At 58.3% G+C, this 13,670-nt stretch carries 12 protein-coding genes and 1 pseudogene; 6 read left to right on the top strand and 7 right to left on the bottom strand.

What is annotated here, in order from left to right:
- Positions 1-15: 15 nt before the first annotated feature.
- Complete coding sequence (locus HCH49_RS21105; RefSeq protein ID WP_023309840.1) at positions 16-1,341, bottom strand: PTS sugar transporter subunit IIC; 1,326 nt, start codon at positions 1,339-1,341, stop codon at positions 16-18.
- Positions 1,342-1,352: 11 nt separating this feature from the next.
- On the bottom strand, positions 1,353-1,667 hold the full coding sequence (locus tag HCH49_RS21100) for a PTS sugar transporter subunit IIB (protein ID WP_023333974.1): 315 nt from the start codon (positions 1,665-1,667) through the stop codon (positions 1,353-1,355).
- 293 nt (positions 1,668-1,960) lie between these two features.
- Here HCH49_RS21100 and HCH49_RS21095 point away from each other — a divergent pair, with 293 nt between their 5' ends.
- Positions 1,961-2,911, top strand: a complete 951-nt coding sequence (locus HCH49_RS21095) for a LacI family DNA-binding transcriptional regulator (RefSeq protein WP_094935456.1) — start codon at positions 1,961-1,963, stop codon at positions 2,909-2,911.
- 61 nt (positions 2,912-2,972) lie between these two features.
- Here the strand turns inward: HCH49_RS21095 and HCH49_RS21090 are convergent, their stop codons facing one another.
- From HCH49_RS21090 to HCH49_RS21070, 5 genes are all read right to left on the bottom strand, one after another.
- Positions 2,973-3,269, bottom strand: a complete 297-nt coding sequence (locus tag HCH49_RS21090) for a YicS family protein (RefSeq protein WP_221703314.1) — start codon at positions 3,267-3,269, stop codon at positions 2,973-2,975.
- 121 nt (positions 3,270-3,390) lie between these two features.
- Positions 3,391-4,755 (bottom strand): efflux transporter outer membrane subunit, encoded by a 1,365-nt coding sequence (locus HCH49_RS21085; RefSeq protein WP_221703313.1) that lies wholly within the window; start codon positions 4,753-4,755, stop codon positions 3,391-3,393.
- Positions 4,755-7,865, bottom strand: coding sequence for an efflux RND transporter permease subunit (locus tag HCH49_RS21080; RefSeq protein ID WP_221703312.1), 3,111 nt, complete (start codon positions 7,863-7,865; stop codon positions 4,755-4,757). The genes HCH49_RS21085 and HCH49_RS21080 overlap by 1 nt, the downstream gene beginning before the upstream one ends.
- On the bottom strand, positions 7,865-8,986 hold the full coding sequence (locus HCH49_RS21075) for an efflux RND transporter periplasmic adaptor subunit (RefSeq protein ID WP_221703311.1): 1,122 nt from the start codon (positions 8,984-8,986) through the stop codon (positions 7,865-7,867). Before HCH49_RS21075 ends, HCH49_RS21080 begins: the two co-directional genes overlap by 1 nt.
- 148 nt (positions 8,987-9,134) lie before the next feature.
- Positions 9,135-9,704, bottom strand: coding sequence for a TetR/AcrR family transcriptional regulator (locus tag HCH49_RS21070; protein WP_033144322.1), 570 nt, complete (start codon positions 9,702-9,704; stop codon positions 9,135-9,137).
- A gap of 186 nt (positions 9,705-9,890) precedes the next feature.
- Here HCH49_RS21070 and HCH49_RS21065 point away from each other — a divergent pair, with 186 nt between their 5' ends.
- The 5 genes and pseudogenes from HCH49_RS21065 to HCH49_RS21045 form a co-directional block, all read left to right on the top strand.
- Entirely contained in the window at positions 9,891-10,310 is a 420-nt protein-coding gene (locus tag HCH49_RS21065) for a GNAT family N-acetyltransferase (protein ID WP_143346333.1), read from the top strand.
- A 147-nt stretch (positions 10,311-10,457) separates the two neighbouring features.
- Positions 10,458-11,258, top strand: a complete 801-nt coding sequence (gene nlpA / locus HCH49_RS21060) for a lipoprotein NlpA (protein ID WP_048981417.1) — start codon at positions 10,458-10,460, stop codon at positions 11,256-11,258.
- Between the two features lie 122 nt (positions 11,259-11,380).
- Complete coding sequence (locus HCH49_RS21055) at positions 11,381-12,160, top strand: MBL fold metallo-hydrolase (RefSeq protein ID WP_221703310.1); 780 nt, start codon at positions 11,381-11,383, stop codon at positions 12,158-12,160.
- Between the two features lie 26 nt (positions 12,161-12,186).
- On the top strand, positions 12,187-13,140 hold the full coding sequence (locus tag HCH49_RS21050) for a GlxA family transcriptional regulator (protein WP_087822875.1): 954 nt from the start codon (positions 12,187-12,189) through the stop codon (positions 13,138-13,140).
- A 285-nt stretch (positions 13,141-13,425) separates the two neighbouring features.
- Positions 13,426-13,670 (top strand): annotated as a pseudogene (locus HCH49_RS21045) (ShlB/FhaC/HecB family hemolysin secretion/activation protein); the annotation flags it as partial.

Genomic DNA, 13,670 nt, shown 5'->3' with positions numbered 1-13,670 from the left:
CTCTTCCTCTTTGACTTAATTGCTGGCGGTCTCGGCGGCGCCGACGGTTGCCTGGGCCTTCTGCTCTTCGTTTTTGATGAGCGTACGCTCATAGGCGCGCAGGAACGGCAGGTACATCAGCGCGGACATCACCATACAGACCAGGCACATCACCACCGGGCTCAGCGCCCAGTTTGCCGCCCACGAGGCGCCAATCGGTGCAGGGGTGGTCCACGGGGTCAACGAGACGACCTGCGCCAGCCAGCCGAGTTTGGTTGCCGCGTACGCCAGGCAGGCGTTGACCAGCGGAACGAACACGAACGGGATAAACAGCATCGGGTTCATGATGATCGGCGCGCCGAACAGAATCGGTTCGTTGATGTTGAAGAAGCTTGGCACCACGCCCATTTTGCCGATGGTGCGCAGGTGGGTAACGCGGCTGCGCAGCAGCAGGAACGCCAGCGGCAGCGTGGAGCCTACGCCGCCAATCAGCAGGTAGTGATCCCAGAAGCCCTGGAGGTAAACGTGCGGCAGCGCCGCGCCGGCCGCCAGCGCCGCCTGGTTTGCGGAGAGGTTTGCCATCCAGAACGGGTTCATGATGCCGGTGACGATCAGCGAGCCGTGAATACCGGCGAACCAGAAGATCTGGCACAGCAGCACGGAGAGCAGAATGGCGGGCAGGGAGTCAGAGGCGGACACCAGCGGCTCAAGCAGGTGCATGATCGCCTGCGGGATAATCATCCCGGTCTGCGCTTCGATGAAAAGGTTTAGCGGGTGCAGCGTGCCGATCACCACCATCACCGGGATCAGGATTTCAAACGAGCGCGCCACGCCGGTTGGCACTTCCTTCGGCAGGCGAATGGTCACGTTGTTCTGCTTCAGCCACGCGTAAACGCGGGTGGCGTAAATGGCGGTGATCAGGGCGGTGAAGATGCCCTGGCCGGAGAGATACTGGGTCGAAATTTTGCCGTCGGCATAGGGGGCGGCGACCAGCAGGAAGGCCATAAAGGCCAGCAGGCCGGACATCACCGGGTCGAGGTTGAACTGACGCCCCAGGCTTGCCCCAATCCCCACCGAAATGAAGAAGGTCATCACGCCCATGCTGAGGTTAAACGGCAGCATCAGCTGTTCGCGATAGGTCTGGGAGAAATCCAGCCAGCCGCGGGCGAAGCTGTTAGTGGTATCCGCCGAGAACGGCGGGAAGATGAACACCAGCATAAACGAGCCGATGATCATAAACGGCAGCGCGGCGGTAAAGCCGTCGCGGATGGCAATCACATACTTTTGCTGGCCCAGCTTGGCGGCCAGCGGGGTAATTGACTGCTCAATCACCGCGACCATGGATTGATATAACGAACTCATGTGAACACCTTTTAGTGTGCCGCTTCGATGAGCGACAGAGCATAGTCCAGTACTTTATCGCCACGCTGCATGCCGTAGTCCATCATATCGATGGGCTGCACCGGAATGCCTTGCGTCGCCGCCTTGTCTGAGAGTGTCTGTAACATGTATTTCACTTGCGGTCCGAGAAGGACAACCTGGTATTGCGGAAACTGCGTATCAAATTCGGAAACACCGTACGCATCAATCTTCACCGGCAAACCACGTTCTTTCGCGACATCGACCATTTTGCTGACCAACAGGCTGGTGGACATCCCGGCAGAGCAGCACAGCATAATCTTGAACATCGACAACCATCCTCTAAATGTAAAAAGTTATTGCGAGGATGATTGGACATTATACGGAAACCGGTTTCCATTCATAAAAGACAGAAGTGTGACAACCATCAAGATCCCTTACTTATGAGGCTAATTAACCGGATGTGGGTCACATAATTTGGCTGTTTTGACATCATTTTGAGTGGAAACGGAAAATCGGTTTCCATGGAAAACGGAAACGGATATACTCCGTTCTGGCTATAATGTGAGCCGAAGCGGTGATGGAATTTGCAGGCGCGAGGTAAGCCTGCCAGGGGAAAGAGATGTCGACAATCAATGATGTATCACGTCTTGCCGGGGTGTCTAAAGCCACGGTATCGCGAGTGTTGAGCGGGTCGCGTGGCGTAAAGGAAGCCAGCCGTCAGGCCGTACTGAAAGCGGTGGATGAGCTGAACTATCGTCCCAACGTGATTGCCCAGTCGCTGCTGAGCCAGTCGACGGGCTGCATTGGAGTCATTTGCGCGCAGGAAAACATTAACCAGACCACCGGCTATCTCTACGCACTGGAAAAACAGCTCAGCCAGCATCAAAAACACCTCCTGCTGCGCTTCGCGCACAGCAAAGCGGAAGTGATGCACGCCCTTGAAGAACTCTCCTGCGGGCTCTGCGATGATATCCTGGTGATTGGCGCCCGTTTCCCGCTGGACGTGGAGATGGACAACGTCATTCTGGTGGACTGCATGGAGTCTGATAATTCCAACAGCATTCAGTTCGATCACGCCTTTGCCGCCGAAACCGCCTGTAACTACCTCACCAGCCAGGGGCGTCGCCAGATTGCGCTGATCCACCCCCACGGCAGCGGTTTTGCCGACCAGGTGCTGCTTGGCTACAAGCACGCGCTGGAGAAAAATTTCCTGCCCTTTAATCGCAACCTGGTCTTTATGGACGCGACTTCTTCGTCCGTTGCGCTGCAGGAGCTGCTTAACAACGCCAGCACCCTGAACTTCAACGCGCTGCTGGTGGCGGACGAGCAGGAAGCCCAGCGGGTGATCCCGCAGCTGCAGGCGTTTAATAAATCGGTGCCGGACGACATTATGGTCTTCAGCCTTGCCGGATCGCTGCACCTGCCGGGTATTCCGGTGATCCCGGCGATTGAATATTCCATGGACGCGATGGCGGCGCGCATTGTGAGCTGGCTGACGGAGAAAACGCAGATGCTCGGGTCCTATGTTCTGCGCGGGGATTTGATCATTCCAGACGTGCGTAAGCGTTAAACATGTTGTGTAGGCCGGGTAAGGCGCAGCCGCCACCCGGCGAGAAGCACGTTTCCAGCTCTCAATAATCTTCCATACAATCCACCTGACCAATCGCCCCCCAGTAGGCATCCAGGTTGTCGCGCTTCACGGCGGTGATGGCATTTTTAATCAGCAGCTGATTGGCCTCGGACGACAAAATCATCTCCTGCCAGGTTTTATCGCTCTGCTTTTTCTGTGGCGTACAGGTTTTCTTAATATCTTTAAGGACCTGCTGCTTTATTTGCGCCTCTTTCGCGGGGTCATCCTTTTCCTGAGCATGGACAAACGCGGCGAAGAGCAGACAAACCAGCAGGCAGACCAGGTGCGCAGCTTTCATCAACAACCCCCTTTAGAAGTCACATGCTTCCCATGAAATATATCGTTACATTCAGTGTAGCGACGCCAGCCGAAAGTATGAATTTTCTCTTCACCGCCTGTCATGAACTTCCCGGCAAGCGCTACTGAATACCGCCCCCCAGCGACTGCCACAGCGTGATGCGGTTTTCCAGGTCGGTTTGCTGCAGCGCGATCAGCGATTCCTGCGCCGACCACAGCGACCGCTGCGCGGTCAGTACCGTCAGATAATCTCCCGCGCCCGCCTTATAGCTGCGCGTTGCCACATCCAGCGTTTTTTGCTCCGCCGCGACGTATTCGCGCTGGGCGTCGAGCTGCTCGCTCAGGGTTTCACGCCGCGCCAGCGCGTCGGCCACGTCCTTAAACGCGCTCTGGATGGCTTTCTCATAGGTGGCGATCAGCCCCTTCTTCTCCGCTTCCGCGTAGCGCAGCTGCGCCAGATTGTTCCCGCCGCTGAACAGCGGCAGGGTGATGGACGGCGCGAACGACCAAACCTTCATCCCGTGGCTGAACAGGGAGGAGAGCGAATCGCTGCCGACGCCGGCGCTGGCGGTCAGCGAAATCGTCGGGAAGAAGTTGGCGCGAGCCGCGCCGATGTTGGCGTTGGCGCTCAGCAGGTTATGTTCCGCCTCCTGAATATCCGGGCGGCGCAGCAGCGCGCTGGAGCTGACGCCCGCCGGGATCAGCGTGATGGCGTTGTCGCTCAGGCTCTCCAGCGTGCCGGGAAGCAGGTTGTCCGGCACCGTATCGCCCGCCAGCAGATTAAGGGCATTTTTGTCCTGCATCACCAGCGTCCGGTAGCTTGCGACGCTGGCGCGCGCCTGCTGGTACACCGCTATTGCCGAGCTGACGTCCGTCGCCGCCGCCACGCCCACTTCCTGCTGGCGCTTCACAATCTTCAGCGAGTTTGCCGCGCTCTCCATGGTGGATTTTGCCAGCGCCAGGTTGCTGTTATCCGCCGCCAGCGTCACCCAGGCCGTGGTCAGCTCGCTGACCATCGTCAGGCGCGTGTTCTGCGCGGTGAACTCGCTGGCAAGCCAGGTTTCACGCGCGGCGCGGGAGAGGCTCTGGTTGCGGCCAAACAGATCCAGCTCGAAGCTGGAGACCGCGCCGTTGGCTTCATCGCTTGTCGCGACGCCGCTTGCCAGCGTGCGGCTGCGGGTGTGGCTCAGCTCGGCGTCCACCGTCGGGAACAAGGACGAGCGCGTTTCACCGTACTGGGCGCGGGCGGCGTCGATATCCGCAATCGCTTTTTGCACGTCGCGGTTGCTGTTAAGCGCCATCGTCACCACGCTTTTCAGCCGCGCATCGTTCATTACCTGCTGCCACTGGCTCACCACGGCGGTGGCTTCGCCGTGCGCGCCGGGCAAGGTTGCCGGGACGGGCGCGTCCGGGCGTTGATACGTTGGATCTAACGACACACAGCCCGCGCTCAGCAGGGCTAACGCTAAAATAGATACACGAAACATTATGACCTCCGGTTCGCGTGTTTACCGGAGAACAGTCGTTTCACCAGTACAAAGAATAAGGGGACGAAGAAGATCGCCAGCAGCGTCGCGGCCAGCGTCCCGCCGATAATGCCGGTACCGATCGCCACGCGGCTGTTGGCGCCTGCACCGGTTGCCACGGCCAACGGCGTAACCCCTGCGATAAACGCCAGCGAGGTCATGATGATCGGCCGCAGACGCGTCTGGGCGGCACGAAGTGCGGCGCGCGTCAGAGAGTACCCTTCAGCGACTTTGGCTTCGGCAAACTCGACAATCAGGATCGCGTTCTTCGACGACAGGCCGATGGTGGTGAGCAGCGCCACCTGGAAATAGACGTCGTTGTTCAGCCCGCGCAGCGAGGCGGCCATGGCCGCGCCCAGCACGCCAAGCGGGATCACCAGGATGACCGAAATCGGCACCGACCAGCTCTCATACAGCGCTGCCAGGCACAGGAACACCACCAGGATGGAGAGGGCATACAGGCTCATCGCCTGACCGCTCGCCAGTTTTTCCTGCAACGACAAACCGCTCCACGCCCAGGTGCTGCCGGACGGTAGGCTGTTTGCCAGCTGCTCCATTTTGCCCATCGCCGTGCCGGAGCTGGCGCCGCTGGCGTTTTCACCCTGAATCTCATACGCCGCCGAGCCGTTGTAGCGCACCAGGCTTTCCGGGCCGTACTCCCAGCGGGTGGTGGCAAAGGCGGAGAACGGGGTCATGGTGCTGTCGCTGCCGCGCACAAACCATTTGTTGAGATCCGACGGCACGGCGCGGGTGTCGCTGTCGCCCTGGATGTAGACCTTTTTCACGCGGCCGCGATCGATAAAATCGTTCACGTAGGTCCCGCCCCAGGCGCTGGAGAGGGTGTCGGTAACATCGCTCAGGGACAGCCCCAGCGACACGGCCTTGTTGTTATCGATATCCACCTGAAGCTGCGGCATCTGCGGCAGATCGTTGGCGCGCACGGCGTGCAGCGAGCTGTCCTGATTGGCCTCGCCAATCAGCTGGTTACGCAGCTTCAGCAGCGCGTCGCGGTCGGTGCCGCCGCTTGCCATCAGCTCAAAGGTAAAGCCGTTGCTCTGGCCCAGGCCGTCCACCGCGGGCGGCGTCATGGCAAAGATGGTCGCATCGCGGATGGTGCTCAGCTCCTGCGTGGCGCGCAGGGCGATGGCCTGCGCGGTATTCTCATCGCCTTTACGTTCGGACCAGTTTTTCAGGGAGACAAACGCCATCCCGGCGTTCTGGCCGCTGCCGCTAAAGCTGAAGCCTTCAATGGTGAAGATCACGTTGGTATTGGCTTTTTCTTTCGTGAGGAACCACTCGCGCACCTGGCGGCTGACTTCGGCGGTACGTACCGTCGTCGCGCCGGCGGGCAGGGTGTACTGCACCATGATTTCGCCCTGATCTTCCGTTGGCAGGAAGCTGCCCGGCAGCTTAAGCATGGCGAAGCCCATCGCGCCGCAGAGCAGGGCATAGATAACCAGCATGCCGCCGGAACGGCGCAGGGCGCGCAGCACCTTGTTCTGATAGCCGCGCTCGGTCCTGCTGTAGAAGCGGTTAAACGCGCCGAGGAAGCCCTTTTTGTGCGGCGCCGTGTGGCTCAGAATTGAGCCGCAGAGCGCGGGCGTCAGGGTCAACGCCACCACCACGGAGAGGAACATCGCCGAAATGATGGTGACCGAGAACTGACGGTAAATCACACCGGTGGAGCCGCCGAAGAAGGCCATTGGCAGGAATACGGCAGAGAGCACCAGCGCAATGGCCACCAGCGCGCCGGAGATTTCGCCCATCGATTTTTCGGTGGCTTCCCGCGCGGGCAGGCCTTCGTCGCGCATAATACGCTCGACGTTTTCCACCACCACGATGGCGTCATCCACCAAAAGCCCTATCGCCAGCACCATCGCAAACAGCGTCAGGGTATTGATGGAGTAGCCGAACAGCGCCAGCACGCCAAACGTGCCCAGCAGAACGACGGGTACCGCCAGCGCCGGGATCAGCGTCGCGCGGATGTTTTGCAGGAACAGGTACATCACCACCACCACGAGGATAATGGCTTCGAACAGGGTCTGAATCACGTCCTCAACGGAGATCTTGATGAACTCGGTGCTGTCTTTCGGGTAGGCCACGTCGTAGCCTTCCGGCATCGACTTTTTGAACTCGGCAATTTTGTCTTTTACCGCCGTCGCCGTGTTGAGCGCGTTCGCACCCGGTGAGAGCATGACCGCCATACCCGCCGCCGGGTGGCCGTTGAGCTTCGCGGTGGCGGTGTAATCTTCGCTGCCCATCTCCACGCGGGCGACGTCGCTGATGCGCACGATAGCGCCGCTGGACTGGCTCTTCACGATGATGTTTTTAAACTGATCGACCGTTTGCAGGCGCGACTGGGCGCGGACGGTGGCGGTGAGTTGCTGGGCGTTCGACGAGGGCAGCGCGCCGATTTTACCGGCGGAAACCTGCACGTTCTGCGCTTCAATCGCGCTCTGCACATCGGACGGCATCAGCGAGTAGGACGCCAGCTTCGCCGGGTCAAGCCAGATGCGCATGGCGTATTCCGCCCCAAACACCTGCAGGCTGCCGACGCCCTCCACGCGCGCCAGCGGGTCCTGCATGTTACTGACCAGCCAGTCGGCGATATCCGAGCTGCTGGCGGCGTCGGTTTTGTCGTACACGCCCATGATCAGCAGGAAGTTGCTCTGCGATTTCTCGACGGTAATGCCGGACTGCTGCACCTCGGTCGGCAGGCGCGATTCCGCCTGCTGAACTTTGTTCTGCACTTGCACCTGGGCGGTGTCCGGGTCGGTTCCCTGCTCGAAGGTGACGGTAATGCTCACCGACCCGTCCGAGCTGCTGGTGGAGGTGAAGTAGAGCAGGTTATCCAGGCCGGTCAGCTGCTGCTCGATCACCTGCGTCACGCTGTTTTCCAGCGTCTGCGCGGAGGCACCGGTGTAGGTGGCAGAGATTTTGATCGACGGCGGGGCGACGTCCGGGTACTGCGCGACCGGCAGCGTGCGGATCGCCAGCATCCCGGCGAGCATGATGAGAATGGCGATAACCCAGGCAAAGACCGGGCGACGCACGAAGAAGCGGGAAAACATCAGGCTTTTCCTCCCGCAGCTTTCATCTCTTCGGCCTTCACTTCCTGCCCGGGAGTCACTTTGTCGGTACCTTCCACAATCAGCCTGTCGCCCGCCTTCAGGCCGCTCAGCACCAGCCATTTGTCGCCGTAGGTATCGCCCGTCTCCAGCTGACGCTGCTCGACCTTATTGCTGGCATTCACCACCAGCGCGGTGGCGGTGCCTTTGGCGTCGCGGGTGATGCCCTGCTGCGGGGCGAGGATCGCGTCGTTCATGATGCCTTCATCTACCCTGGCGCGAACGAACATCCCCGGCAGGAGCTGGTGCTGCGAATTCGGGAAGACGGCGCGCAGCGTGACCGAGCCGGTTGATTCATCCACCGCCACTTCGGTTAACGCCAGACGGCCTTTCTCGCCGTAGGTGCTGCCGTCTTCAAGGATTAGCGACACGCTTAGCGTATCGCTATTGGTGGCGAGGGTTTGCCTGCGTAAACGCAGCAGATCGGCGCTGGAACGCGTGAGATCGACGTACATGCTGTCCAGTCCGCGAACGGTGGCGAGCGCGGTATCCTGCTGCGCGGTCACCAGCGCGCCGGGCGTGACGGAGGAGATGCCGATGCGTCCGGCAATCGGCGCGGTAACGGTGGTCCAGTTGAGGTTAATGCGCGCGCTCTCCTGCGCGGCCTTCTTTGACTCGACGCTGGCCTTGTCCTGCGCGCAGGTGGACTGTGCGTCCTCTGCGTCCTGGCGCGACACGCCGTCGTCTTTCACCAGCTGCGCATAGCGCCGGGCCTTCTGGCAGTCGGCCGCTACCAGCGCCTGAGCCTGCTTCAGCGCCGCGGCGGCTTCATCAAACGCCGCGCGGTAGCTGGAAGGGTCAATTTGATACAGCGCCTGCCCGGCTTTCACGGTATCGCCTTCGGTGAACAGCCGCTTCTGGATAATGCCGCCCACCTGCGGGCGCACTTCGGCGCTCATGGCGGCGGCGGTGCGGCCGGTCAGCTCGCTGACGACGGACACCGGCTGGCTCAAGAGGGTGACAATCCCCACATCCGGAAGAGGACGCTGGGGAGCAGATGTTTGCGCATTATCGCACCCGGTCAGGAGAAATAATGCCGCGATGGAGGTTGTTATGTTTTTCATAATCTTTTTCCAGGGTGAACGACACCAGCCCCGTTAATGGCTTAACGGGGAGGAGGGCTATTTAAAGGCACAGCGATACCGCATCTCTGGCTGAGCCAGAAATGTAAAAAAGGGGAATTACTTATTCCCGCTAATTATTCATATGCGATTACTTCGCAGAGAAAAGCATATTTAAAATATCCTGATAAAGGGGTTCTAATTGTTCTGACGGGACTTTTAAGGGGGTTAATCGACGATAAATCGTCCCCTCAATCATCACGGCGGTAATCTCCACGCAGCAGCGAATATGCTCGTCGCTCAGGTGGGGAAACTGCTTTTTCAGGTGCGCGCAGGCGTTGGCGAACATGCGCGATTCGGCTTCGATCAGCATCGTCGCCACCTGCGGATTACGCGTGGCCTCAGCGGACATTTCCAGCATCAGCGCATCGTCATCTTCGTTGAGGGTCTGTCGCCAGGCGAGCGCCTGCGGCATCCCTTCCACCAGGGTTTTACCCTGCATCTCCTCAATGCGCGAGTCGATGATTCGGCGGATCATCTCTTCGATAATCGCGTCTTTGTTGCTGAAATAACGGTAAATTTGCCCGACGCTGAGCTTCGCCTCGCTGGCTATCTGCGACATGCTGGCGGCGTGAAATCCGCTGGCGCGAAAGCAGCGACGCGCGGCGGTGATGATTTCGTCCTGACGTTGTTTTTGTCGTTCTTCCAGTTTCGTACTCATCGTCGGCTACCGTGTAAAAGTGAGAATGATCGTTCTCAGTATACGTTTTGGGTGCGTATTGGAAAGGCCTTTTTTATTTAGATATTGAGGGAATGTTTCCGTATTTAAAAAATGGAGGGAATGAGGAGTTTTTGTGGAGGTTAAGCTATGAGATATTCAGATTGCATAGAAAATAAGGAGAGAAAAATGCACCTGAGCATAACAAATAATGTAACGCCCGCTGAAAAAGAAGAGTTATTTGTGGGGTTAAGAGCCTATAACGGGCAATTTTTGGATATGGCGACCTTTAGCGGCGACATTGGCGTTTACGTACGAGACGATAAAGGCGTCATGCTCGGCGGGCTAATTGGGGTGCGTAAAGGCGACTGGCTGAATATCGACTATCTCTGGGTCAGCGAGACCGTGCGCGGATCCGGCGTGGGCAGCCAGCTCATCAAAACGGCCGAAGAGGAAGCCAGACGCAAAGGCTGCAAGCACGCGCTGGTCGATACCGCCAGCTTCCAGGCGCGCCCGTTCTATGAAAAACAGGGGTACCAGCTGCAGATGTCGCTACAGGATTACCCGTATGAGGGCATGCAGCGGCATTATCTCGCGAAAGCGCTTTAAGCCCCGGATCTGTAGGCCGGGTAAGCGCAGCGCCACCCGGCAAAACCCGCATATAACTTATCCTTCTTATTGATTCTTTTTCGGTTTTTATTTCACCGCCTCGTTGTCGATATAGTCACTACAACATTTAGCAAAAGGAACTGTCTTGTGAAACGTCGATTGGGTGCTCTGGTACTTGCTGGCCTGCTGCTGGCAGGGTGCGATCAAAGTGGCAGCGATGCCAAACACATTAAAGTGGGCGTCATCAACGGCGCTGAACAGGACGTGGCGGAAGTCGCCAAAAAGGTGGCAAAAGAGAAATATGGCCTGGACGTGGAGCTGGTCGGCTTCAGCGGCTCGCTGTTGCCCAACGATGCCACCAACCAGGGGGAACTGGATGCCAACGTCTTCCAGCATCGCCCGTTCCTCGCTGAGGATAACAAGGCGCATAACTACAAGCTGGTGGCCGTGGCGAACACTTTTGTTTTTCCGATGGCCGGCTATTCCCGCAAAATTAAATCCGTCTCTGACCTGAAGGACGGGGCGACGATTGCCATTCCAAACGACCCGACCAATCTTGGCCGCGCGCTGTTGCTGCTGCAAAAGGAGAAGCTCATTACCCTGAAGCCGGGCACCGGGCTGCTGCCGACGGCGCTGGATATTACCGCCAACCCTAAACAGCTGAAAATTATGGAGCTAGAAGGGGCGCAGCTGCCGCGCGTGCTGGACGACCCGAAAGTGGATGTCGCCATCATCAGCACTACCTATATTCAGCAAACCGGGCTGTCGCCGGTGCATGACAGCGTCTTTATTGAAGACAAAAACTCGCCGTACGTGAACATCGTGGTGACGCGCGAAGACAACAAAGACGCGGAGAACGTGAAGGAATTTATCCAGTCGTATCAGTCGCCTGAGGTAGCGAAAGCGGCGGAGACGATCTTTAACGGCGGGGCGGTGCCGGGCTGGTAAACGATCTGACGGAAAACGGGTTGCTTAAATTGGCCCGATTCCATCGGTAATCGCCCTTTAACCCACTGCGGCAAGTGCGACGGCTGGCTATCCTCCTTATCACACCCACCGGAGGATAGCCCATGAACATTACCCACATTCGCAACGCCACCCAGCTGATTTCCTACGCCGGAAAACGTCTTTTAATCGACCCGATGCTGGTCCCGAAGGGGGCTTATCCGGGCTTTCCCGGCACGGCGTATGCCGAACGCCGTAACCCGACGGTCGAACTCCCCGTTGACGTCAACACGCTGCTGGACGCCGACGCGGTGATCGTCACCCATACCCATGACGATCACTGGGATCGCACCGCGGTGGAGCTGATCGCCAAAGACAAACCGATCTACGTGCAAAACGATCGTGACGCCGCGCTGCTGCGCAGCCAGGGATTCAGCAACCTGACGGTCATGACCGACGCGACCTTCTTCGGCGATATTCAGATTACGAAAACCCACGGCGGGCAGCACGGCACCGATCGCGCTTACGCCGTGCCCGAGCTGGCGGAGCGTCTGGGGGAGGCCTGCGGCGTGGTGCTGCGTCATCCCGATGAGAAGACACTTTATCTTGCCGGGGATACCGTCTGGCGTGACGAGGTGGCGGCCGATCTGCAAAAGCACCAGCCGGACGTGGTGGTACTGAACGCTGGCTATGCCCACGTCATTGGTTTTGGGCCCATTATTATGGGGCAGGAGGACGTGCTCAACGTTCATTTCCTGCTGCCGCAGGCCAGCATTGTGGCGATCCATATGGAGGCGATTAACCACTGCCTGTTGACCCGCAGCGCGCTGCGTGAGTACGTTGAAGCCAATCAGGTGAGTGACGCAGTGAGCATTCCCCAGGATGGCGAAACCGTTATATTCTGAGTGCGTTAAAGGGAAAGGAGGAACTGATGTCGCTAATCAACGTCGCGATTGTCGCGGTAGACGGGTTCAGCCCGTTCCACTACTCCGTTCCCTGCATTCTGTTTGGCGATTCGGTCTCCGGCGAAAAGCGCTTTAGCGTGACGATCTGCGCCGAAATGCCGGGTTTTCTCACCTCAAAAGACGGATTTGCCCTCAACGCCACGCAGGACTACACCGCCATTGGTCAGGCCGATATTGTCGTCGTTCCCTACTGGCAGCACGTCCTTGAACGACCGCCCCAGACGCTGCTCGACAGCCTGGTGCAGGCGAGAGACAACGGCGCGGAAATCGTCGGGCTGTGTCTGGGGTCGTTTGTGCTGGCCTGGGCGGGGCTCCTCGACGGCAAACGTGCGGCCACCCACTGGGAGTTCGAGCATCAGTTCCAGTCCCTTTTCCCGCACGTTCAGCTGGATATCAATGCGCTCTACGTGGATGACGGCAATATCATCACCTCCGCCGGAACCGCGGCGGCGCTGGACTGCTGCCTGTATATCATTCGTCAGCGCTTTGGCAGCGTGGTCGCCAACCAGATTGCCCGTCGGATGATTGTTCCGCCCCACCGCGAGGGCGGTCAGGCGCAGTTCATCGCCCAGCCGGTACCCAAAGATACCCGCGACGGACGCATTAACTGCCTGATCGACTACCTGCAGCGGCACATCACCGAACCGCATAGCCTGGACTCACTGGCGGAGGTGGTTTCGATGAGCCGCCGCACCCTGACCCGTCATTTTATTCAAGCCACGGGGATGAGCGTCGCCGACTGGCTTACCGCCGAACGCCTGCGGCGCAGCCAGCTCCTGCTTGAAGCCGGAAATATGCCGATTGAGCGTGTGGCCGAACTGGTGGGATTTAATTCCGCCGTCACCTGGCGACAGCAGTTTAAGGCGCGTTTTGGGGTGAGCCCTGCGGAATGGAGAAAAACATTCCGTCTTCACAGCTAGTGTATTACGGCTAACTCAAGATTTAAGTGATAGTTAAATCACTTCTTATTTTTTCTTAATTCACCTCTCATTTTTCTGAAAAAATATTTTATTTGCTTCGCCTTAACGCAAATTAGATATACTCGCATTAAGAATGCTCTTATATTTCGAAAATATTAATTGCGAATAAATTTTGTGGCATGGATGAATAGCAATAAAATAGAAAGAAGAATAATTTCATTAGCAAATTATATTATTTTTATCTTATCGGGTGCGCTTTTTTCAGCAAGCATTAACGCTGCGCCCTTGTCGCCAGCCGATCGCGATACTATTCAGCAGCAACAGCAGCAGCTTTTATTACAGAACCAGCAACAGCGTGAAGAGCTGGAGCGGAGTATTCCTCGTCCCGCGCCTGCCAGACCTCTGCCTGCAGCCGGCGCCGGGCCCTGCTTCACCATTGATACCATTACCCTTTCCGGCACGACCCTCATTTCCCCGAAAACGCAGCAGGCCCTGGTTGCGCCGTGGCAGGGCCGCTGTCTGGATATGGC

It is taken from the genome of Enterobacter sp. Y17 (assembly GCF_019730495.1).
Taxonomy (GTDB): domain Bacteria; phylum Pseudomonadota; class Gammaproteobacteria; order Enterobacterales; family Enterobacteriaceae; genus Enterobacter; species Enterobacter asburiae_B.
The sequence above is the reverse complement of the archived record's forward strand: the minus strand, read 5'-3'. Positions and strand labels throughout refer to the sequence as shown.

Bases quoted from the DNA above. Each gene is read 5' to 3' on its own strand.
- HCH49_RS21065 (WP_143346333.1), top strand. From the start codon at position 9,891: ATGCACCTGAGCATAACAAATAATGTAACGCCCGCTGAAAAAGAAGAG.
- HCH49_RS21105 (WP_023309840.1), bottom strand. From the start codon at position 1,341: ATGAGTTCGTTATATCAATCCATGGTCGCGGTGATTGAGCAGTCAATT.
- HCH49_RS21070 (WP_033144322.1), bottom strand. From the start codon at position 9,704: ATGAGTACGAAACTGGAAGAACGACAAAAACAACGTCAGGACGAAATC.
- HCH49_RS21050 (WP_087822875.1), top strand. From the start codon at position 12,187: ATGTCGCTAATCAACGTCGCGATTGTCGCGGTAGACGGGTTCAGCCCG.
- HCH49_RS21085 (WP_221703313.1), bottom strand. From the start codon at position 4,755: ATGTTTCGTGTATCTATTTTAGCGTTAGCCCTGCTGAGCGCGGGCTGT.
- HCH49_RS21075 (WP_221703311.1), bottom strand. From the start codon at position 8,986: ATGAAAAACATAACAACCTCCATCGCGGCATTATTTCTCCTGACCGGG.
- HCH49_RS21055 (WP_221703310.1), top strand. From the start codon at position 11,381: ATGAACATTACCCACATTCGCAACGCCACCCAGCTGATTTCCTACGCC.
- HCH49_RS21095 (WP_094935456.1), top strand. From the start codon at position 1,961: ATGTCGACAATCAATGATGTATCACGTCTTGCCGGGGTGTCTAAAGCC.
- HCH49_RS21100 (WP_023333974.1), bottom strand. From the start codon at position 1,667: ATGTTCAAGATTATGCTGTGCTGCTCTGCCGGGATGTCCACCAGCCTG.
- HCH49_RS21080 (WP_221703312.1), bottom strand. From the start codon at position 7,865: ATGTTTTCCCGCTTCTTCGTGCGTCGCCCGGTCTTTGCCTGGGTTATC.
- HCH49_RS21090 (WP_221703314.1), bottom strand. From the start codon at position 3,269: ATGAAAGCTGCGCACCTGGTCTGCCTGCTGGTTTGTCTGCTCTTCGCC.